Source organism: Exiguobacterium sp. 8A (assembly GCF_902506275.1).
Taxonomy (GTDB): Bacteria; Bacillota; Bacilli; order Exiguobacteriales; family Exiguobacteriaceae; genus Exiguobacterium; species Exiguobacterium profundum.
The window spans coordinates 1396056-1418583 of the sequence record NZ_LR733630.1; the positions used below are offsets into that span (position 1 = coordinate 1396056).

The following is a 22528-nucleotide window of genomic DNA, read 5'->3' on the forward strand; positions in this document are numbered from 1 at the left end:
TCCTTTTTAGTGTGCTTTAAATGTCTGATCGAACATAATGGCGATTTCTTCTTGATGAACCAGGAATAATTCGAACAAAGTCGGGTCGAACGCCCCTTCCATATCTCGCATCGCAAGAATCGCATCCTCATGAGTATAGGCCGGTTTATACGGTCGGACCGTCCGTAGTGCGTCATAGACGTCGATGATGGTGACGATTCGAGCCGCGAGCGGGATGTCTTCCCCTTTCAGTCCTTGGTTGTACCCGGTGCCGTCCCAGCGCTCGTGATGATACAGCGCGATGTGATAGGCCATTTGAATGAAGTAGTTCTGAGGGAACTGTGTCTGCAAATCTTTCAACACTTCGCCGCCGACACGCACATGGTCACGCATGAATACCCATTCCTGGTCGGACAGTTGATTCGCTTTGAGTAAGATTGCGTCCGGAACAGAGATTTTGCCGATATCATGGAGCGGTGCCGCGAGACGGATTCCTTCGATGAAGAGCGGTGACACTTCCGGATGGTGATGATCGTATAAAATCGTCGCGAACAGCGTCGATAGATCCTGCACCCGCTCGATATGGTTCCCCGTCTCGTTGTTCCGGAGTGCGGACAAACGTAACAGCGTGCGGACAAGCCCCTCTTGATAATCGATCAATTCTTTTTCACGCTCGGCGAGGACCCGCTGCGCTTCTTCCCTCCCGGCCTCGATGCGGTGTCGCTCGACCGCCCCGAGCAGCGCATTGCTGAAATCTTGTAGCGCCTGTTGTTCGTACTCCGTGTACGTCCGTTCCGAGACGACGGAATCAAACCCGACAAATCCCTGACACGACTTCCCTTGCATCATGGGGACCGCGAGCAAACTTTGAATCGCTTGCGGTTCTAAGATGGCGCGGACGGCGCTCCCTTCAGGTAGATCGACGACCCGTGGAATATACATCGTCTCACCCGCCACATGGGTATTCACCCACTCGGGCAGCACATCAATCGGCACGTCTTGAAGATTGTCCATTTCAGCCGTGATTCCTTCGGCGCACCATTCGAACGTGTTATGGCAGACTTGATTCGTAAAATCGTAATCGAAGACATAGACGCGGTCGACCGCGAAATAATGTCCAAGTTCGGCTAGCGATTGGTCAACCCGCTTTTTGAAATCCGCAATCTCTGTCGTTAAAAAGCGATTGAGGAGTGACGAAAGCAGGTGATGGAGTCGCTCTTGTTGTTGTAACTGTAACGTCAATGATTCGTGCGAAGTTGCCATGTGCCAAACCTCCCTTATCGTTCAAATACATGCATTCGTTCCATGCACTTATTTTACCCATTTTTCAGTTTTTTCATCCTAGTTTACCCATTTGAAAAACCGGGTGGTCGCCACCCGGTTTTGATTAGACTTGCTTTAACAGATTGGCCATCTCGATGGCAGAAGTCGCCGCTTCCCACCCTTTGTTGCCTGCTTTTGTTCCTGCACGCTCAATCGCCTGTTCAATCGTCTCCGTCGTCAACACGCCGAAGATGACCGGGACTTCGGATTGATAGCTCGCCTGGGCGATCCCTTTTGCCGCTTCGTTACAGACGTAATCAAAATGCGGGGTCGCACCACGAATGACGGCTCCGAGCGTGATGACCGCGTCGTATTGTTTGCTCATCGCCATTTTTTTCGCGACGAGCGGAAGTTCAAATGCTCCTGGGACGAAAGCGAGCGACACATCCTCTTCCTTCACTCCATGACGTTTCAAGGCATCCTTCGCCCCGTCAAGCAGACGCATCGTGATCAAGTCGTTGAACCGTCCGACGACGATTCCAATCTTTAAGCCTTCTCCAACTAAGTTTCCTTCAAATGTATAGGTCATGTCCATGTTCCTCCAATATGATTCATTTTGAGTTGTTTCGTCAGGCGATACGATTCGTTCGCTTCATGCGCACCGACATGAATCGGAACGCGTTCGACGACTGTGATGCCACATGATTCCAAGGCATCGACTTTATCGGGGTTGTTCGTCATGAGCCGGACACGGGTGACGCCAAGATCACGAAGCATCGCCGCGCTCACCCGATAGTCCCGAAGGTCCGGATGAAACCCGAGTGCCACGTTCGCCTCGACCGTATCCAATCCATTCTCTTGAAGGGCGTACGCCTTCAGTTTGTTCAACAGTCCGATGCCTCGCCCTTCTTGACGCATATAGAGCACGATGCCCGATTCCTGCTCGATTCGTGCCATCGCCGTGTCCAGTTGCGGACCGCAGTCACATCGGAACGAACCGAAGACGTCACCGGTCAGACATTCGGAGTGAATGCGAACGAGCGGGACCTCCTCAAGTGTCTCCGTCACGAGCGCCACATGCTCTTCACGGTCCATTCGATTCTCATACCCTATCATGCGAAACGTTCCTTTTGAGGAAGGTAGGGACACGTCCGCAACACGTGTGACGAGGTTCTCCTCCATATATCGGACTAACGCTTCGATAGTGATGAATGCCAACCCGTGGCGTTCAGCGACTTGTACCAAATCAGGTACGCGTGCCATCTCCCCGTCCTCTCGAATGATTTCACAGATGACCGCGACCGGCTCACTTCCTGCGAGACGCGCCAGGTCGACAGACGCTTCGGTATGACCTCGGCGAACGGAGACGCCTCCCTTCTTCGCAATGAGCGGGAACAGATGTCCCGGACGTTGAAAATCGGATGGATGGGACGATGGGTTCGCTAACTCACGAACGGTGTGAGACCGTTCACTCGCCGAGATACCAGTCGTCGAATCGATATGGTCGACACTGACCGTGAAGGCGGTACCGTGTGGGTCTGTACTGTTCGTCACCATCGGCGCGAGGTCGAGACGAACTGCCACTTCTTCTGCTACGGCGCTACAGACGAGTCCTTTCCCTTCCGTGATCAAAAAGTTCATCGTTTCCGGTGTCATCTTGTCACCGAGTACGACAAAGTCCCCTTCATTCTCACGGTCCTCATCATCCACGACGATGATGGGACGTCCTCGTCTCAGTTCCTCAACCGCCCGTTCAATCGAATCAAACATTACCATCCCGCCTTTCCATATCCTTGTTCCGCCAAAGACTCGAGCGTCATCTTCGACTGCCCGACGACCTTTTCCATATATTTTGCTAACAGATCACATTCTAAATTGACTAAATCACCCGTCTGTTTCATCCCAAGCACGGTCTCGCTGTATGTGTGTGGAATCAAGGACAGGGTAAACCCACGCTCTGACACGTCAAACACAGTCAAACTCGTTCCATCTACAGATATCGAGCCTTTCGGGACAATGTAGGAAAGGAGCGCGCGGTCACACTGGATATCAACATAGACCGCATTCGCGAGAGGACGTCTCTTCGTGATTCGCCCGACCCCGTCGACATGACCGGATACGAAATGTCCGCCAAACCGTCCGTTCGCCGGCATCGCTCGTTCGAGATTGACAGGTGTTCCAGGCTTGACCCCATCTAGACTCGATGCCTTCAATGTTTCTGGCATGACATCGACAGAGAACGTCGCGTCATCGAACGTCGTCACCGTGAGACAGATCCCATTCACGGCAATGCTGTCCCCGAGCTTCACATCCTCAAGCACTTTCACAGCGGACAAAACGAGTCGTAAAGATGGTCCGTTGCGCTTGACCGCTTTGACCGATCCGATTTCTTCTACGATTCCCGTGAACATCAGAGCGGCCCCTTTCGAAGGACGACTTTCAGGTCGGGTCCAATCGTTTCGACCTGATGAATCGTAAAACGGGATATCCCATCGATCGTCCCTTCCTGCTGTGAGCGATAGACGCCATGCTTCCCACCGAACACCCGTGGTGATTGATAGGCGACCCATTCATCCACGTAGCCTCCGTCAAGAAGTGAGGTGACAAGCGTCGGTCCGGCCTCGATCAACACACGCCCAATCCCATTTGCGTATAGCGTCTCAAGAACCGTACCGAGTGATGTATAATCGAATAATTCGATACCGACGGCTTGAGCTCGTTCACGTCGTTCTGCCTCATCTGACGAAGTGAAGAGGAGCACCGGGACGTCTTCGGCGGTACGTGCTAACGTACTAGCGAGCGGTAACCTTAAGTCACGGTCGAGCACGACTCGTTTCGGCTGTCGCGTCACGCGGTCCAATCGAACCGTAAGCGATGGGTCATCCGCGAGCACCGTGCCAATCCCGGTCAAAATCGCATCGACCGTGGCACGAAGTTCATGCACATCACGACGGGCTTCCGAACTCGTCACCCATTGACTCTCCCCCGTCTCTAAGGCAACTTTCCCATCGAGGCTCGTTGCCGTCTTCAAGATGACGTATGGTCGTTTCGTCTCAAGCGACCGCAAAAATGCCGGATTCAAGGCACGCGCCTCTTCCTCAAGCAGACCCACATCGACTTCGACACCGGCCGCTTGCAGGCGCACGATCCCATTGCCTGCGACGAGTGGATTCGGATCTTTCATGGCGACGACGACACGTTTGATGCCCGATTCTACAATCAAATCGGCGCACGGCGGTGTCTTACCGTGATGCGAGCACGGTTCGAGCGTGACATATAAAGTCGCCCCGGATGCAGCCGCACCGGCCATTCGAATCGCATGCACTTCAGCATGTGGTTCGCCCGCCTTAAGGTGGGCACCCATTCCGACGATACGTCCGTCTTTCACGAGAACGGCACCGACGAGTGGATTGACACCGGTCTGTCCATCGGCTGATTTCGCCAATTGAATGGCCTGTTCCATGTACTGTTTCATCGTTCTCCCTCCTTTTTCCGTACAAACAAAAGACCCTAAGGAGCAGTCCTTAGGGTCTTGGTGGGAGGGTTTCGTCGAATTTTGGCAAGCCAAATAAACGTTTTCTATACAGAAAAGCGTACGACGAAGCACAGGTCACGTGGACCTGTTTTTTGTTCCTTCTCCCATCCAGACTATACTGTCGGCTCTAGAGTCTCACTAGATCCACCGTTCGCACACGTGCGCCCGGGTCACGGACTTAGGGCAAAGGCCCATCACCGCCGGTTGGGAATTTCACCCGACCCCGAAGGAATATTTGTTTGTACAGGTTTACTGTATCGCAATTGTTTTTATTTCGCAAAACAAAAAACGCTACTCGTGAGAGTAGCGCCTCGATTATGCGAGAAAGAGGACGACGAGAAGCCCGACAATCCAGCAGTAATATGAAAAATACTTCAATTCGCCTTTTGCCATGATGTGCTGGAACCACTTCAATGAAATGGCGGTCAACACGTATGATGCGATAAATGCCAAAAGGAGCGGACCGAACAAATCACGCGTGTCTGGGTTTGTGAACAACGTCGGACCGTCCAAGATCATCGTCCCGAGACTAATCGGAATGAACAGGAAGAACGAGAACCGAAGCGCGGATTCCTGTTTGATCCCGAGGAGCATCGCCATGACGATAGTCGCCCCGGAACGGCTGATCCCAGGAATGAGCGCCACGGCCTGAGCAAGTCCGATCAATACGGCGTCACGTAGCGTAATGCCACCGTCGCCCTTGTTTCCTCGCATGTTCCGGATGAACCAGAGGGCGAGTCCCGTGATGATGAGTGTATAGCCGACTGTCGCCACGCCACCGAGCACCTCGGCGATCCAGTCACCAAACAGGACACCGAGCACACCGGCCGGAACGGTCGCGACAAGTAACAGCCCGATGAACTTCACATCGACCATCGTCTCATCCGACCGGTCTTTCTTAAATAAAAACGTCCACAAACTCATGATAAGACGAACGACGTCTTGACGATAGATTGTTAAAACCGCAAGAAGCGATGCAAAGTTTACGAAAACTTCAAATGACAATCCCGGCAAGTCAATGTTAAATAGTTCTTGGAAGATGACAAGATGTCCGCTCGATGAAATCGGGATGGGCTCTGTGAACCCTTGAATCAATCCAAGTAACGTATAAAATAACCAAACTGTCATAGTGATGATCCTCTTTTCTGTTTTTCACTCAATGCGGCTATTTTAGCAGAATCGGTCTTTCATTGACCAGCCATTAAAATTTTTTTGCCGTAATTTCAATATTTGATTGATTAGTCTGAAAATTAAATTTATTATAGAAGGGTACTCATCTGGAGCGAAGGCGATGACCCCAACTCTCCAGCTGGGTACTTTTTTATAAAAATATTACAAATTTGGGTGATTAAAACTTTATGTTTACATTTCTCTCGAAATTCGATTTAATTTGTAATAGAACTGTTACCATTTTTTGAAATTATCAACTGCGACTTTAGTCCTATCCAATTCCTAGGAATTGTTTAATTTTTTTCAAAATCACGTTAATAAATCCGAAAAACAATCCGATAGTATGATTGTAGGAGCATTTTTTTATCTTTGTCGGTTCAGATTTGAGTCCACGGAAGGAGGAACCATCATTGAATCAAACGCTATCCACTAAATCCCATCACTTGTCTACCGAACAGCAAAGGATGATCCATTGCATTCGTCTTCTCGGGGACTTGTTGAAGGAACGTCCACGCCGTTCTGTCTATCGCCGCTTCGCAATGGAACAGAATTGGCCGTCTCCTGAGTCGATCATTCGTCAGTTCGGGTCATGGGCTGAGGCACTTGCCATCGCAGGCTATGAATGGCATGGAGAGTCAACCGTCGAATTGCCAGACAAAATGCCGAAGTATACACGCGAGGACATCATCGAGACGCTCGCCATTTATTCGCGAGACATGGGCTCGATCATCACCTTGAAGAAGTATCAGCAATGGCGAAAGCTCCATCCGAAGGCACCGAGCCATTATCATATCGTCAAGACGTTCGGTTCGTGGCATGATGCCTGTGCCGAAGCAGGGCTTGAGGCGAGTGTGACCTATTCGAAAACAGAACTCTCGAACGCCCTTCGTGAAGCCATTCAGGAAATGGGCTTCTCGCTCTCATTCGAAGCTTACCGTGAATGGGCAAAGCGCAACAACAAACCTTCAACGAAAGCGATCTTGCATCGCTATGGCTCCTGGTCAGCCGCCGTTCATGCGGTTGAATCTGAACTTTATAATACGAACTCATAATCATTTCATACGAAAGGAGGATCCCCGTTTTGGTGGATCCTCCTTTTATCTGACTTCAGTCGATAAATCATGATAGTGGGCGACACGATCTCGCCCGTTGAATTTCGCCCCGACATACATGGCCCGGTCCGCATGTCGCAAGACTGTATCGAGGTCTTCATATTCATAAATCGTTTCAATCCCGATACTCGCCGTCACCGTGATGCGCGTGCCTTCTGTCCCAAAATCATGGCGCTTCAAAGCGTTTCGTATCTTTTCGCCGACCAGATTGGCGGCCGCCTCATCCATTCTCGGGAAGACGAACACGAACTCTTCGCCTCCGTAGCGCGTCACCAAGTCCGTCGCTCGAACATTGCGAGTAAAGAGTTGACCTGCTTCAATCAACACCTCGTCCCCGAATGCATGACCGTATGTGTCATTGATCGATTTGAAGTGGTCCAAATCGATCAAGAAAACAGAGAGCGGATAGGACGCCACATCGTTCAAACGTTCTTTCGTCCAACGTCGTAGTGCCCGCTGATTATGTAATCCCGTTAACGGATCTGTCAAACTCTCGTGTTGCAAACGTTTGCGTTCATCGATGCGTTCGATTGACCAAGATAACGTCTTGAGGAGGCGGTTCACTTCAACCGCAATCGGAGTTTCGTATGCCCCGTTTGCCGTCGTCGATACCATGCAGCTGACCGCCGTCTCCGCTCCCCAAACGGGTTGGATGACGAGCGCCGAATGGTGTAGTTCCTGTTGGTTTCGCTGCAATTCAGGATGCCATTCATGGAGCGAGTCATAGACGAAACACGGTTCGTCCTCATCATGATACCGTTCAATCGTGAAGGCATCCGGCACACTCGGGATGACGCGACCGGTCATATCATAAAACGTCCGCTCCCCTTTTCGATTGACCTGTAGCCAACCACGCTCCACTTCGACGATATCACGTAGACCGTTCCAAAACTTCTCAATCAACAATTGCTCGCTGTCCACGCGGTACAGCTGTTCTTTCAAGCGTTCGACTTGATCGACTCTCGACTTGGTTTCTTCCGTCTCCGTCGCTTTCGACATCGTCATCTTTAGGACAGATAGTACGAAGAACGTGACGATGAGTCCGACATAACCGAAGACGAGATACGACTCGATGGCAATCATCGAGAACAAAAGCTCGAGTGACACGACGAGCCAATCAAAGCGAATCAATCGCCACATAATCGGGAACGGGATCCGTTCTCCAACCATGAAGTAGGATAAAGCAAAACTCATCGTCAAGACGAGGAACAAGGTGCCTAAAAACGCCAACATCGCCACGCCTTGTTGCATCAAATGAATCGGCTCTCCGATCCGTCCACCGAGAGCGATATAGGCGAGCCCCGGCAACAGAACGAGCAGACATTCAATCACCGTGTTGAGCGGATAGAAATGAAGGAACCGTCGTCGCCCGACGCGACGATTGAAGGCTCGCGCCTGAAACGTGAAGAGGAGCAATTGCCCCATCAACAGTGCGGGCGCCAGTCCGTATAAAAAGAATGTGATAAAGACAAACATCTCATGGAACGTGAAGTGAAGATGCCTGCGCTTTAAAGGATTCATGACGAACAATGCCCCAAGCGTATAGATGAACCAAAACAACGGCCAGTCGAACGCCTCAAGGTTTTGGAAAGTCAAATACGTCACTCCCGTGAAGACGAGCGTCCACGCGAGCCAGCTCCGAACTAGGTACTTCCGAAATCGCATCGTCTTCCCCCCTTTTCTCGTTCATTTTTTCTAGTATGACCCGTAATGCAAAAACATTCCAGCAATTGTTTGAAAGTTGAGACAATGAAATATTGAAATGATTCCCAATTTGATGTTTCGCTTTTCTAGATGTCGGCAACAACTTGGATAAAGGGGGCTAACCATGGACTTTTCTCTATTTCTAATCACGTTTTTGATCATCTATTCGCTCACTATCACACTTCTCTATTTGCGGAAACAAAAGAATACGTAAAAGGGCGATCCTCGTAGGAGGACCGCCCTTAATCATTATTTCGCTTTCAAATAAGAAATTCCAATTGACCCGGATCCCGTATGCGCCCCAAGAAGTGGTGCGAGTGTATCAACTCTGATCGGAATCGTGTCACCGAGTTGTTTTTTCCACTCCTCAGCAAGCTCAGGGACATTTCCGTGGAAAATCGAGACGTCCTGACATTCACCGGACTCGATTGCCGCACGTAACACTTCGAACAAATGGGCTTGTGCTTTCTTGTATGTGCGGACCGTTTGATACGGGACAATCAAACCGTCTTCGAATCGAAGTACAGGTTTCAATTGAAGCATGTTCCCGATGAGCGCCTTCGATTTAGAGATTCGACCGCCTTTTTGCATCTGCGTCAAGTTTTGAAGCGTCAATTCGATGCGGACGTCCTCGACGCGCTTCTTCATGTATGCTTCCACGTCTTCAAGCGCATCGCCTCTTTCGACGCGTTCAATCAACTCCTCGAACATGAGTCCCATCGTATAGATACCTGCCCGTGAATCGAAGGCGAGCAACTTGAACTCCGCAATCTCAGCCCCTTGAACGGACGCCGAATACGTCCCACTCAGGTCAGACGATAGGTGAATCGCGATGCCCATATCGTACTCTTCTTTCAATTTTTCATAGAGTGTGACGAAATCCCCGATCGCGGGCTGACTCGTCGAGACGCGCTCTCCCGCGTCAATCCACTCGTAAACCGTTTTCGCATCGACTTCGATTCCATCTTTATACGGCTGGTCCCCTTTGACGACATAGAGCGGGACAATGTGGATGTCAGGATGTTGCGCTAATGCATCTGGAAGGACAATCGTGCTGTCCGTGATGTAAGCAATCTTCATAAAGAGTTCTCCCTTAAAAAAAGTTTTTAGTACCTGGTTATATTATTTTATCACAGGTGAAGCGGTTTCACTATTTTTTCAAAACATCCTATGTGTAGCTCGTCCAATCACTTCTTGAAAAGGGTATACCTTAGATAACAAATAAAGGAGGCGTGTGTGGCATGATCGAACTACGGAACGTCAGCAAAATCTATAAGACAGGCGACGTGGAAACGGCCGCCTTGAAAGAGATCGACCTCACCATCCGGGATGGCGCGTTCGTCGTGATCCTAGGTCCAAGCGGGAGCGGGAAGAGTACACTGCTCAACGTCATCAGCGGACTCGACACGGTCACCTCAGGTAAGATCACGTTCGGCGACACCGTGCTGACCGACCTATCCGTCGATCAGATGACTGCTTTTCGACGCGACCATCTTGGCTTCATTTTCCAACAATACAACCTTCTTCAAAACTTGACCGTCTATGAGAACGTACAAATTGGTTCTGACTTAACGAAAGACCCGCTGCCGATTGATGAATTGCTCGAACAAGTTGGGCTCACAGCGGCACGTGATAAATACCCCTATCAACTATCGGGCGGTGAGCAGCAACGTGTCTCCGTCGCCCGCAGCCTCGCCAAAAATCCCGCCATCATCTTTTGTGACGAACCGACGGGCTCACTCGACGAGGAAAATTCGAAGAGAGTACTCGAACTATTGGAACGATTGAACAAGACGTATCAAAAAACAGTCGTCGTCATCACACACAATAATGGAATCAGCGAGATGGCGGACGATGTCATCAAGATGAACTCCGGTCGAATCGTGGAGGTGACCCATCATGAGACCCGGGTCGCGGCACGTGACATCCATTGGGGATAAGGGGGTGGCGACATGCTGTATAAAAACGTCTGGAAGACATTAAATCGGAAGTGGATGCAACTCCTCGCCATCGCCATCATCATCGTCATGAGTTCACTCACGTACACGATGATGTTCTATGGCATCAGTGGAATCGAGGTCCCGACTGAAGAGTATCTGGAAGAATCGAATCAGGAAGACTTTGCGATTGACATGCTCAATCGGGTGACGGAAGAGGAGTTACGCGACCCCGCTGTCGCCACGCTCGCGGAAACAGGAACGTTCACATTGGCTGACATCAAACAAGCCGATGCGGAAGTCTTCAATCGTCTGATCGCATCGCGAATCGCTGCCGTCGAACAGGAGATGCCGGATGCTACGATTGAACTCCGTGACTTAAAAGCCATCACCTACACGTTCGATGATATTGAACATCGGGGATTGATCGTCAAAGAATCAGACACGATCAACCGCTCCTACCTCGAAGCCGGTGATCGACCGAGCGCGAATGACGAAGTCGCCCTCAATAAAAAATATGCAGAGGAGAACGGTATCGACATCGGAGACACAATCGACATCGGCAAACCGTTCACGGTGAGTGGATTTGTCCTCTTTCCGGACTATACGCTCCCACTCTTCGATGATAACTTCTTCAACTTGGACCCTGGTTCACAGACCCTCCTCTTGATGACGGATGAATCGTTCGAAACATTCATCGGGCAAGAGTCTTTCCGACTGTCCGGGGTGACCGATCAAGCGATCAAGACCGACATAGACCTCCCGTTTGTCGTCTCGGTCATGGAGACGGAAAATATTATCCGAAGTGGTGCCATCTACAGTGAGATTTCATCCGGCAAGGCGATGGCGCTCGGACTCAGTCTCTTTATCGTTTCTATCGCTGTCATCATCGTCGCCATCCTGATCTCAAATATGCTCGAGGCGGAACGAGGACAAATCGGACTGTTGAAGGCGATTGGTTATAGTCGTCGGCAAATCGCATCGCCTTACTTGGTGCTCATCTTGGTTTTCGCATTCTTTATGCTCATCATCGGTTATTTCCTGGGGCTTTATTTCGCGAACCCGTTGAAAGAACTCTATCTCGACTTCTATCTTTTACCGTCCATCACCATCGCCCAAAGTCCACTCGTGTTCGTGACAGCCGTGTTCGCCCCGCTCCTCTTCTTTGCGCTCGTTGCAGGAGCTGTCATCTATAAAATTATGGGTGAGAGCGCCCTTGCCCTCTTGTCACCACGGGACAATGTCTCATTGAATCGACTCAGTCGACTTGTCAGTCGCCTGTTGAGACGGGCGAGTGGCAAGACGAAGTTCAAATATTTGTATGCCGTCAAGAGCACGGGGAGTTTTCTCATCTTCTTTCTCGGGATCCTCTTCTCGACGATTCTCATCGTTTTCGCCCTCATGATGAACGGCGCCGTCGACCGTATGACCGTTGGCGGATTGAACGAAGCGGTGTATGAATACGAGGCGTATACAGACGGGACACCGGTTTTAGAAGCGGGACAAGAACCGTTCCTCACCTATCCGTTCGCCTTTGTCGAAGATAACCTGATCACCTTGAAGGGACTAGACTTCGACAACACCTTGTTCCCACTCCAAAACGAAGATGGGGATGTGTTGACACTTGAACCCGACGGCCTTGTCGTCTCCTCCTCACTCGCGCTAAAACTCGGCCTCGATGTGGGTCAAGACATCGATGTCGCACTCGACGGGGACACGTTGACCTATCCCATTATCGGGATTGCCGATGAATTCTCTGGCGACTTCGCCTATTTGCCCCGGGCGACGTTAAGTGAACTTCTCACCGCTGGCGCAACGGATGATCTGTTCAACGGTATCTATGCGACGGAGCGTCCGAGCGAATCGGACTATTCGACTATTCTGTCACGCCAAGGGTTGATTGATCAGTCCGAATCGATCAACCAATATATGAATTTCATGATGAATGTCTTGATTGGTGGGGCGTCCCTCATCGCTTTCAGCATCCTGTTCGTCTTGACGGCACTGACGGTCGAGAAGAACTATTACGTCATCTCCTTGTTGAAAGTGATGGGATATCAAAAACGGGAAGTCCGCTCGATGATTTTGAACAGCTACTTCATCTACGCGCTCATCTCCGCCCTCTTGAGCATCCCCATCGCCCTGTTGACGCTTCGAGTCATCGTCGTCGTCTTCGCGGAAGATTATGGGCTCGTGCTCCCACTTGAATTTGAATGGATGTATATCGTCTATACGCTCGGTGCAGTCGTTCTCCTCTTCTTCATGAGTACATTCATCAGCCGCCGAAAAATCGATCAAATCCCACTTCAGGAAGTTTTAAAGACGTATCAAGAATAATTCATGCCAAAATAGGGCATAATAAGAGATAGACCAGGTCTCTCCTGAGGAGAGACCTGACTTTTGCAGAAAAGGATGATACACATGAATCGTACACAAGTCATGCTCGCCATTCCCGGAAACTGGTCTTCCGCAGAAGGCGTCAGCGAACAAATCAGTTTACATAGTGAAGGCTACACGATGGCCGGTCTGTTGTTGCTCGAAGATGAGACAGGGAAGGCGTTCACCGTAGAAGTCGTCGAACGTGACCCAGCCCTCGCCGAGGCGATGATTCACGCGAGTTCTGGCGGGTTCACCCCGAAAGTCGCGAAAGGAATCGCTCGTCATACGCATGTCGTCTACTTGATTGTCGACGTCAACGATTTGACAGACGTCGCCGCTGCACGTCGTGCCGCAAACGCCGTCTTAAACGCAGGTGGAGTTGGCGTCATGGTCGAGTCAGCTGGTGTCTCTTACTCGAAAGACGAGTGGCAAGAATCAAAAGAAGAAGACCTCGCACTCGACTATTCGCTTCTCACGGCTATCACAGAAGAAGAGAACGCCTATATGTCATGGGGAATGAAAGCGTTCGGTCATGCAGACGTGGCTGTGCCGATGACACTCGACATTGAAGATGCCATCCACGTAATCCATTCGTTCAACTTCCACCTCATCTCAGGTGGCGCGATGTTCGGCGATGGCGACCATTTCGCCTTTGAAGACGGTCGCGCCTTCACGGTCGAGATGGGAGAAGATGAGCGGACGACGATCGACAACTTGTTGCATAACCCGTTTGGCTTGATTTATCTCGTCCCACAAGCAGCAGAATAAGAAAATGGAGCGCCCCGCGGTGCTCCATTTTTATGTGGTCGTCAGTTTCGCATAGATGGCGAAGAAGATGGCGAGTTCAATCATGATGATTAACGGTGAGACGAGGACGAATAGATGGAGGCCGGTGAACACGAGAATGAGCGCGACGAAAAACACGAAATAGCCCCAGTGCAACCGGCTTTCCGGGAAGCGATGATTGTGAAACACGAGCGTCGTCGACAAAAAGTAGACGAGAACGGCACCGAACGTCACCATCACTTCAAAGCGCTCATCCAACTCCCCGAGATACATCAGTTTCATCATGCTCGCCAGAACGCTGAGTGACATCCAAATGAACAGATGACCGTACAAAATGATTTGACCGGTCCCGACCGCGTCTTTGTCCACTTTCTTTTCGATGTTGTCAAAGTATTGCCACCAAATGGCGATGAGCACGATGAATGCTAAAATCGAAAAGCTGATAGACCGAATATCCCCGTCTTGCGGCTCGAGCACCGCCAAGATACTGATAATGGATTCCCCTAAGACGATGATGGTCAAAAGACCAAAGCGTTCGAGCAAATATCCTAAGTTTATGGGCGTCATGGCCAAGCGTTTCCGACCGATGATCGGTACAATCAAATCGATGATGATCCCGAGATACAGCACGACGTAGCGCAAGCTTCCATCAAAAAAGATGGACAACGACGAGACGCCGATTCCAATCCAAAAATAGGTGCCTAAAAAGCGTGCCGCCGGGTCTTGAATACGTCGATTTACCATCGTATACTGCAAGACCGTCATGACGCGCAAACCTAAGTAGCCAATGAGAAATGAATAGTAGTAGTCATCAAAATCCACGCTCAAGCTCGCCGTCATAATCAATACGAAGATCATCTGTCCAATTACGAACAGACGCTGGTGAATCGCATCCTCGAAAAAGCGGTTGATGAACATCGTCTGCCCCACCCACGCCCACCAAATCGGGATGAACATGAGGACGAACTTCGAGGCATATTCGAACGGGATGACACCATGATGGGTATGAAGAAGGACATGGGTCGCCGTCGCAATCGCAGCGACATAAACCAGGTCATAGAAGAGCTCTAACCACGTGGCTCGTTTTTCTTCCATCTAGCCCACCCCGGTTCAGTTCGCCAACACGTCGTGATACTCGGCATGTCGGTCGAACTGATTTTTCGTAAAGGGACAGAGTGGGATAATCGTCTTTCCTTCTTCCCGAGCATATTCGACCACGGCGACAACAAGTTTCTCTCCGATTCCCTGTCCTCGAAGTTCATCACTGACATACGTATGATCGACAATCAGTTTGTCCGCCCCCGTCGGCACGTAGTGCAGTTCTGCCGATGGCTTCGCCTCGTCCCCGACGTAAAACGTATTTTCCTTCTGTTTAATTTCCATTTACTCACCACTCTCCTCTTCTAGTTTTAGCGGGATAAAGAAATGGTCACGCATCGTCCAATCCATCTCGTCCATCAAGATGTCAAACGATGTAGACAAAAACGCTTGGACTTCCCCACTCGTTCCTTCATCAAGCGGCAAGAAAAATTCACTCTTCTCCGCGTCATAATAAGCCGCTTCCGGCTTGAGCGTCTCGGTCGGTAGCGGTCTGAACAGGAACGGATAAGGCAAGACAAAATAGCTCGGTCGTTCCGTCACATCATCCCCAAGCCAAAATCCGAATTCAATCAACTGTTCATCGAAGGCGACGCGCTCGATCACTTTGTCTTCCGGAAACGGATGCTCGATCGGATAGATGACGAGCGAGGACACGTCGAACGTCCCCCAAAAGAGTGCCGGTTTGATTTTCCGGCATCGTAGCTTCGATAGGTACGTCAGCTGTTCGTGCGCCGCCCGTTGAAACAGCCTTAATCCTTGCCGGGCATACGCCGCATCATAAGCGAGCGGTGTCTCGTCCGTATCGAGAAGTCCTTGGAAGGTCATCTCCTGTGGTTTCGGGTTGATGCGTATGTCGACCCCATGCGTCCGCAGTCGATTGAATAAGTCGTCATGATAGGACTTGATTGTCTTCCCCGCTTCAATCGGGATGGCGTCTGTCTGATCTTCGACATGAACGACAAGGCAAGAACTTAGTAGATCCACATCAAGCTGGAGTGCCCGTTCCCCTTCAAACAACAGCCCTGTCGTGAACCCATTAACCGTGAGCGGTAGCGAGACATGCCCCCATTGCGGCTCAGGTGGGGCCAGTTGGAGTCTAATCTTCCCTAGTAGTTGGGAAATCAAATGCAAGGTCAACTTTGTATCATGCCAGTCCGAATGTAGTGGAATCTGCATCATCCATCATCCTCTCATCCTTTACACGCGCCACTATGGTCGCAAATCGGTCGCTTCCCGGATTGTCCACACCCGCAGAGCGTGGCCCGATACGTGGAGATGACCTCATCCCCTTGCTCGATTTGAAGGTCGCCACGCACCTCGATTTGTTGCCAGTCGTTTAATTTAACAGACGTCGGGACGTCCGGTTCCTCCGCATCTCCACCATCCTTCCGAACGAACTGCAGCGCACCGCTCGGGCAGCGTTCAATCACCGTCGCGACATCAGGAGCCTCGGCCCCATCCGGTAAGATCCACGGCTTCCGTTTCGTATCGAACACTTCCGGCAATCCCCGTACGCATTCCGCCGCATGGACGCAGAGCGACACATCATAGTACACATCAATCGATTCTCCCACGTATTGTTTGCCTCGCATCAAATCACCCCTTATGTGTTTGCGGGTATTTACCCGTTACACTATGAAAAAAACCCATCATCCCATGACAGGATGATGGGTCATATTCACGCTTGTCTCATTTCTTGCATGCGTTCGAGTTGATGCGTCAGTTCGCCGATCGGCACGAATCGTGCCCGGCGGAGCATTTCTTTCCCGTTGATGAAAAAGAGGACGACCGGCACGGTAAAGATGGAGAAGGCGCCTGCGACTTCCGGCACTTCATCCGAGTCTACCGCGACCGCCTCAATTTCTGGGAACTGAAGGAGCATCTCTTCAATCTGAGGTTTCAGCGCATGACAGACACTGCATCCCGGATGTGACACGTAGACGAGCAGCTGTTCCGTGCTCGCAATCCGTTCATTCAATCCAGTCAAGGTTGTCATTGCTTCCATCTTGCATTCCTCCTACTTGATTAAGAGTTGAGCCACAAGACACCGACCGTCTCAAATCCGGCATGTACCGCAATCGAGGGACAGAATCGAGTCCGTACGACTTCAAGATCTGGTAATTTCGACTCGATGAGTGCGACGAGGTCATCTTGCATGTTCGGTGCGAGTGCCGTCTGAACGAACACCCGATTGTCCTTCACACCGTTTTCCGCGTGACGACGTTCGAGTTCACCGACCATCTCCGCATAAGCCTTCTTCAATGAACGGGCCTTTTTGAACGGGATGACTTTCCCCGTCTCATCGAGGGTGATGATCGGCTTGATGTTCAAGATGTTCGCAAGGAACATCTCACCGGAAGAAACACGACCGCCTCGGCGCATCGTCTCCATGTTTCCGATGATCATGAAGAAGTTCTTCTTATCACGCCATGCTTCGAGAAGGGCGACGATTTCCTCCACTGACTTGCCTTCAGCTTCAGCGGCCTTGCCGATTCGGACGAGTTCTTGTTGCGCCTCGAGTGCGGCATGCGAGTCGATGGTATAAACGGTAAAGTCAGCCGCTTCGGCAGCTGCTTTCGAATTTTTCGCCGTACTGCTCAATCCATTCGAGCAATGGACGGCGATGGCACAATCATATCCCTCTTCTTTCAAGCGTTCGTAGCGGGCGATGAAATCTCCGAAGATCGGTTGTGACGTCTTCGCTTCTTTCTTTTGGTCAATCATATACCGATGTAGGTCTTCGAGCGAGAGTTTGGTTTCACTATAGCCGTTCCCGTCCACGATCAATTGAATCGGAACGATATCGACACCGAGACTTGCTGCCTCTTCTTGAGAGAAGTTGGCCATACTGTCGGTAATCCATGCGATTTTTGTCATAACTAAAAAGCCTCCAATAGTCGTTCATTTTTGTCCAATCCCATTATACCTTATTTCCCGCCGCTATTCCTACTCGACCGAACGGGACGAAAAAACAGAGCGACACACGGTCGCCCTGCTCCTCTTCATTTGGTCGAGATCAATTTTGTATGGGCGAACTCATCATGCGGCAACTCGAGGTCTTTATTCGACTTCATCTGTTGAAGTGCACGGATGAGCGGAATCCCAAGCGTCGCCGGGTAGACGACGTCTTTATAGAGTGTCCGCTTGATGACTTGCTCCAATGAAAGCGGGCGTCCATCCGCACTCACGACCTTAATTCCGACGACACGGTCTCCTATCGTCTGACCGTTTCGATACAACATACAATAGACTTCTCCGGCCATCGTCACAACGGTCGGTAAGTAATACCGTTTCACTTCTTTGTCTGGCCAAATCTTCTTACGGACTGCCTTTTCAATCAGTTTTGCCGGTGTCTGAAAGACGAGTTGGTCGATTTGACCAGCGACGGCTCGTTTCCAAAGTGGGACTGCCACAGCAATCATCCTTTCTCTCGGTTCTAGCCTTTCAATTCCTCTTTTACCGGCTGACGAAACCCTGAGAACGGACATCCACTTCGAGCAAACAGGTTCGGTGTCTTGATCTGATTGTCGTAATGCTCGTGAAAAACGTGCGTCGTCGCAGGAGAGAGAGGCGGGATGAGCCAACTCCATTGCCCGGTGACGTCACGCCCCGCGTCCCGTTCGTTTTTTTCGAACCGCTTGAACTGTTTGGCAGCCGTATGGTGGTCGACAATGGTCACACCTTCCCGCTCGAACGATTGCAGGACGGCGATGTTCAATTCGACGAGTGCCCGGTCGCGCCAAAGCGACCGCTCTTTCGTCGTATCGAGCCCGAGTGACCGTCCGACGAGCGGCAACAAATCATAACGGTCCGTATCGGCCAAATTCCTTGCCCCGATTTCCGTCTCCATATACCAGCCGTTAAACGGGACCGAGGTAAACCGTAGACCTCCGATCTCTAGTTCCATATCCGCAATCGCTGGGACTGCGTGCCATTTGATGGTCCGTCCGTCAAACAAGTCCACATCCTCGTGCCGAATGTCCACCTCAAGCACGGCCTCACTCGGCAACTCAAACAAGCGGACGTCTCGCCCGTCCGTGATCATGAGCGGGAGGATATCGAACGGCGTGCCGGCTCCGACCCATCCGAGTTCTTTCGCTCGTTTCGTCATCGTGACGGACATCGGGTCTCCGATGATTCCGTCAGGTGTCTCATATCCCGCGTACCGAATCAATTGTGTGTTCAATAGTTTGAACTCGTTCGGAAGGACCGTCATCGTCGAACGGATTTTTCCGCCGTTCGTGGCGAACCGAAGGTGGTCGACAAGATAGGTGTAGACAGCCTCAAACGTATCGGCGTCCCGTGCGTCAATCACATGGAGTGTCTGCCAAAACAAGCGGCCGATGCAACGATTCGAATTCCGCCACGCCACCTTGGCACCCTCACACAACTCTTCCGTCGTCAATGAATAGGTGCCCGTGCGCTCAATTTCATCTTTGATTTCTCGGAGGCGTTCGGAAGGGTCGTCATGCCATTGCCGCATCCAGTCGCTCGCTTGTTCATACAGATTCATATCTAAGGTCTCCTCACTCGATTCTCTCTTTCTCCATCTTAGAGAAAAGGAGACCCCTGTTTCAACTATCTATTCTCACAGAAGACAAGTCGGATACTCAAGACCGCTCTGGCTGATGGACGAGTTCGATGTAGTCGGTGACTTCTTCGTTTTCGCTCACTTCCTGCTCGAGGGTGGTCATTTGCGCCTCGATGGTCGGACTTGATTCGTAGTCGGCGGCATATTGATACAGCCCATTCGTCACTTCAGTCATTCGACGTAAGCGCACAGGCAAGTCTGTACCGGATGCAAAACGAATGATGAACGTGACGTCTCCTTCTAACGGGAGGCGCAGGGCAGCATAAAAATGCAACGTTTGATCCGTTCTTGACGTCAGTACAATCGAAGAGAGCCCAACCGAAACTGGCTGTTGCCGAATCGTCGTAATCGTGATACCTGCTTGGATGTAACGATTTTCGGACGCCTCATGAGCATCGAACGGATCGGGAATCAGTTTCCCCGTCTCCATCATCTGCAAGAAGGCATTCTCTCGGACCGGCGGACTGAATAGATATCCTTGAATCGTCTTGCAACCGAGCTGTCGCAACAAGAGCAAGTCCTCCATTTGTTCAATCCCTTCAACCACGACACCTAACCCGAATTCTTTCGCCAAGACTACGAGACTATGAATGATGGCCCGCGCTTGTTTGTTCTCTGATACTCCATGACCAAAAATCCGGTCAATTTTGATGGTATTCACTTGAAACTGTTGCAGATAGGCAAGCGACGAGTAGCCTTTTCCGAAATCATCAAGCGCAAGTTGAATCCCGAGCGCCCGCAACGAAGAAAAGACATTCATGATGTGATGCGACGCATCGAGCTGTGACGTCTCGGCCACTTCAATCTCAATCCAGTGCAACGGTACATCGTGACGTTCACTCGCTGATTCGAATGTGTTGAATAATTGCTCATGATACAAGTATTTCGGAGAGACGTTCAACGAGATTGGAATCTTATTCGGGAGCGTCGCTAAAAAGCGAAACACCTCTTCAATCAGATAGTCCGTCAATCGGATGAACAGATTGCTCTCTTCTGCGAGCGGGATGAAGTCTAGCGGGGAAACGACACCCCACGTCGGATGTTCCCAACGCATCAACGCTTCCGCTCCTATGATATCACCTGTCCAGGCGTTCACTTTCGGTTGATACAACAAATAAAACTCATTCCGGTCAATGGCGCTCGGCAAGTCACGTAGCAACTCGAATCGCTTCAATTCATCGAGATTCATGTGTGAAGCGTACAAGGAAATCGCTGCCGCTCCCGACTTCCCGGCCCTGCCCATCGCCATATAACTTCGACGAATGAGTGTCGTCTCGTCTTCCGCATCATTCGGATAGCGACTGACGCCAATCTGCATGTTCGGATAAACGGTATATGGTTCAAGTTGGAAACAGTGCTTCGATAACGTCGCGAGCCGTTCCCCGATTCGAATCAACCACTCCTCTTCATGATGTCCCGGCATGACGACAAGGAATGTATCTCCGTCCAAATGACCGACAATCGCCTCGTCCGGCACCATTCGTTTCAATTGATTTGCCGTCTGGATACGCCATTCATCTCCATATTCGTATCCAAACGTCCGATTGATATCACCGATTCGATTAAAGGTCACTGTGAACAATACGAACGCCATATCCGTTTGAATCAATCGCGTGATTGACTGGAACATCGTCTCGCGATTCGGGATGTTCGTCATCGGATCAAACTCGCTCAGTCGAAGCACCTCGGCTTGCTGTCCTCTCACTTCGGTCATATCACGAATCAACGCTTGAAACCCACGTACCCGACCCGTTTCATCGAACAAATGCTGTCGGTACTCTTGAATCCATTTTTGCTTCTTTCCGACAAAAATCCGATACTCGAGATTCACAGGTGTCGTATGACGTGTCTGCTCATTCGCCTGATTGACTTTCGCTAAGTCGTCCTGATTGATGACAACTTTCCAGTAATTCGGGTGTGCGTTGAATTGTTTCACCGTATACCCGAAGATGGCCTGAAACTGCCCTGTCGCGAACTCAATCTGACTCGTATCATAACTATAATCACAGATGGCCGTATCGGATGCTTCGCAAACGCGACGCAATAGCTCATCTTTATCAGTCAATTCGTTCTCGATGCGCTGCTGATCTTTCGTTGAAAAGATGACGTATGTGATGACGTTACGGTCGACAGAGAGCGCCCCCCGCACAGTCACCGGCAAATCTTCAGACGTCAACTGATGACGCAATCGAATCTCCATCGCGAAGTCTGCCCCATCATCGGCTGTTCGCAACGTCTGAATCACTTGAGTCAACCGTTCCCAATCATCGGGATGAACCGTTTCCCGGATTTCTTCCACCTGCATCTCGTTCAATCGCCGCCTTGAAATACCGAGAAAAGACGAGACTTGAGAAGAGAAAGAGAATGACCTATCCGCGAGATGTATTTCGATGACCATGAGACCAGGCACCTGTTCGAGTAACTCCCGTCCCACTTTCATAATGGCGTAACGGTTTTGCGTGTCCCATTCGGCGCTCATGTCCTTGACGATACCGTATACGCCTTGAATGAGTTGTTCTTTATAAAGCGGGGTGCATGTTACTACGAGCTTTCGCTGTTGCCCCGCATATGCTTTGACTAGTTCAAAATGAACCGTCTCCCCGGCTAACGCCCGTTCGTGATATGGAGCAAACTCTTCCGTATCTGCTGGTGATAGCGCGAAGTCGTCGAATAAAAGTCCCATCTTTTCATTCGAATCGATTAGTCGACCATTTGTATCGAGCACGTAAATGGCATCCGGATACTGTTCAATCAAGAGCGAATCCACATGGAACGGGAGAATCGGTCCAGCTGACAGCATATCCGTGACATCACCATTGACGCGATGAATCCACTTTTTGAAAATCGCCATACAAGCTCTCCTTTCGAAAGAGATGGAAGTTTCAAACGTAAATTCTCGTGTTCATACAAAATAACTAGTTTGTAAAGCATTAATTACCAATTACCCATAATTGTTCCATTAGAAAACCCC

21 protein-coding genes and 1 riboswitch are annotated in these 22528 nt (G+C 50.5%); of the genes, 4 read left to right on the forward strand and 17 right to left on the reverse strand.

Translation table 11 applies throughout. From position 1 onward, the window contains the following. Positions 1-6: 6 nt before the first annotated feature. The 6 genes from GVY42_RS07285 to GVY42_RS07310 all read right to left on the reverse strand — a co-directional run bounded on the left by GVY42_RS07285 (position 7) and on the right by GVY42_RS07310 (position 5905). A complete protein-coding gene (locus GVY42_RS07285; protein ID WP_159562778.1) occupies positions 7-1242 on the reverse strand; it encodes an HD domain-containing phosphohydrolase in 1236 nt (411 codons plus the stop codon). A gap of 124 nt (positions 1243-1366) precedes the next feature. Next, a complete protein-coding gene (ribE, locus tag GVY42_RS07290) occupies positions 1367-1831 on the reverse strand; it encodes a 6,7-dimethyl-8-ribityllumazine synthase (RefSeq protein ID WP_074036107.1) in 465 nt (154 codons plus the stop codon). Next, positions 1828-3012 (reverse strand): bifunctional 3,4-dihydroxy-2-butanone-4-phosphate synthase/GTP cyclohydrolase II, encoded by a 1185-nt coding sequence (locus tag GVY42_RS07295; protein WP_074036106.1) that lies wholly within the window; start codon positions 3010-3012, stop codon positions 1828-1830. Before GVY42_RS07295 ends, ribE (GVY42_RS07290) begins: the two co-directional genes overlap by 4 nt. Further along, entirely contained in the window at positions 3012-3653 is a 642-nt protein-coding gene (gene ribE / locus GVY42_RS07300) for a riboflavin synthase (protein ID WP_159562779.1), read from the reverse strand. The genes GVY42_RS07295 and ribE (GVY42_RS07300) overlap by 1 nt, the downstream gene beginning before the upstream one ends. Then, complete coding sequence (ribD, locus tag GVY42_RS07305) at positions 3653-4717, reverse strand: bifunctional diaminohydroxyphosphoribosylaminopyrimidine deaminase/5-amino-6-(5-phosphoribosylamino)uracil reductase RibD (RefSeq protein WP_159562780.1); 1065 nt, start codon at positions 4715-4717, stop codon at positions 3653-3655. Before ribD ends, ribE (GVY42_RS07300) begins: the two co-directional genes overlap by 1 nt. A 152-nt stretch (positions 4718-4869) precedes the next feature. Next, positions 4870-5012: riboswitch (FMN riboswitch) on the reverse strand. 80 nt (positions 5013-5092) lie between these two features. Further along, positions 5093-5905 (reverse strand): undecaprenyl-diphosphate phosphatase, encoded by an 813-nt coding sequence (locus GVY42_RS07310; protein ID WP_074036102.1) that lies wholly within the window; start codon positions 5903-5905, stop codon positions 5093-5095. Positions 5906-6357: 452 nt separating this feature from the next. On the opposite strand from GVY42_RS07310, the gene GVY42_RS07315 reads away from it, so the two are divergent. Then, positions 6358-6999 (forward strand): homing endonuclease associated repeat-containing protein, encoded by a 642-nt coding sequence (locus GVY42_RS07315; protein ID WP_074036101.1) that lies wholly within the window; start codon positions 6358-6360, stop codon positions 6997-6999. Positions 7000-7044: 45 nt separating this feature from the next. Here the strand turns inward: GVY42_RS07315 and GVY42_RS07320 are convergent, their stop codons facing one another. Next, positions 7045-8724 (reverse strand): GGDEF domain-containing protein, encoded by a 1680-nt coding sequence (locus GVY42_RS07320; protein WP_159562781.1) that lies wholly within the window; start codon positions 8722-8724, stop codon positions 7045-7047. A 288-nt stretch (positions 8725-9012) separates the two neighbouring features. Beyond that, positions 9013-9843: a DegV family protein gene (locus tag GVY42_RS07325; RefSeq protein WP_159562782.1), complete on the reverse strand. Its 831-nt coding sequence runs from the start codon at positions 9841-9843 to the stop codon at positions 9013-9015. 161 nt (positions 9844-10004) lie between these two features. Here GVY42_RS07325 and GVY42_RS07330 point away from each other — a divergent pair, with 161 nt between their 5' ends. The 3 genes from GVY42_RS07330 (at position 10005) to GVY42_RS07340 (ending at position 13847) form a co-directional block, all read left to right on the forward strand. Next, a complete protein-coding gene (locus tag GVY42_RS07330; RefSeq protein ID WP_159562783.1) occupies positions 10005-10703 on the forward strand; it encodes an ABC transporter ATP-binding protein in 699 nt (232 codons plus the stop codon). A gap of 12 nt (positions 10704-10715) precedes the next feature. Continuing rightward, positions 10716-13037: an FtsX-like permease family protein gene (locus tag GVY42_RS07335; protein ID WP_159562784.1), complete on the forward strand. Its 2322-nt coding sequence runs from the start codon at positions 10716-10718 to the stop codon at positions 13035-13037. 84 nt (positions 13038-13121) lie between these two features. Further along, the gene (locus tag GVY42_RS07340; RefSeq protein WP_047795005.1) at positions 13122-13847 is read left to right on the forward strand and encodes a hypothetical protein; all 726 of its coding nucleotides are present in this window, start codon (positions 13122-13124) and stop codon (positions 13845-13847) included. A 30-nt stretch (positions 13848-13877) separates the two neighbouring features. Here GVY42_RS07340 and GVY42_RS07345 read toward each other — a convergent pair whose 3' ends face one another. The 9 genes from GVY42_RS07345 to GVY42_RS07380 all read right to left on the reverse strand — a co-directional run bounded on the left by GVY42_RS07345 (position 13878) and on the right by GVY42_RS07380 (position 22408). After that, positions 13878-14960 (reverse strand): low temperature requirement protein A, encoded by a 1083-nt coding sequence (locus tag GVY42_RS07345; protein WP_201302250.1) that lies wholly within the window; start codon positions 14958-14960, stop codon positions 13878-13880. 15 nt (positions 14961-14975) lie between these two features. Next, positions 14976-15248: a GNAT family N-acetyltransferase gene (locus GVY42_RS16465; RefSeq protein ID WP_074036091.1), complete on the reverse strand. Its 273-nt coding sequence runs from the start codon at positions 15246-15248 to the stop codon at positions 14976-14978. Next, entirely contained in the window at positions 15249-16142 is an 894-nt protein-coding gene (locus GVY42_RS07350; protein WP_236548939.1) for a DUF5996 family protein, read from the reverse strand. It abuts the gene before it with no gap. Between the two features lie 14 nt (positions 16143-16156). Continuing rightward, positions 16157-16558 carry a (4Fe-4S)-binding protein gene (locus GVY42_RS07355; RefSeq protein ID WP_074036089.1) on the reverse strand — a complete coding sequence of 134 codons (402 nt, stop codon included), beginning with the start codon at positions 16556-16558 and terminating at the stop codon, positions 16157-16159. 86 nt (positions 16559-16644) lie between these two features. Further along, entirely contained in the window at positions 16645-16971 is a 327-nt protein-coding gene (locus GVY42_RS07360) for a thioredoxin family protein (protein ID WP_159562786.1), read from the reverse strand. Positions 16972-16991: 20 nt separating this feature from the next. Then, positions 16992-17843, reverse strand: a complete 852-nt coding sequence (locus tag GVY42_RS07365) for a DegV family protein (protein ID WP_074036087.1) — start codon at positions 17841-17843, stop codon at positions 16992-16994. A gap of 125 nt (positions 17844-17968) precedes the next feature. Beyond that, entirely contained in the window at positions 17969-18388 is a 420-nt protein-coding gene (locus GVY42_RS07370) for an RDD family protein (protein ID WP_074036085.1), read from the reverse strand. A 14-nt stretch (positions 18389-18402) separates the two neighbouring features. Continuing rightward, the gene (locus GVY42_RS07375; RefSeq protein ID WP_159562787.1) at positions 18403-19479 is read right to left on the reverse strand and encodes a nitric oxide synthase oxygenase; all 1077 of its coding nucleotides are present in this window, start codon (positions 19477-19479) and stop codon (positions 18403-18405) included. Positions 19480-19576: 97 nt separating this feature from the next. Continuing rightward, positions 19577-22408, reverse strand: a complete 2832-nt coding sequence (locus GVY42_RS07380; RefSeq protein WP_159562788.1) for an EAL domain-containing protein — start codon at positions 22406-22408, stop codon at positions 19577-19579. Positions 22409-22528: the final 120 nt, after the last annotated feature.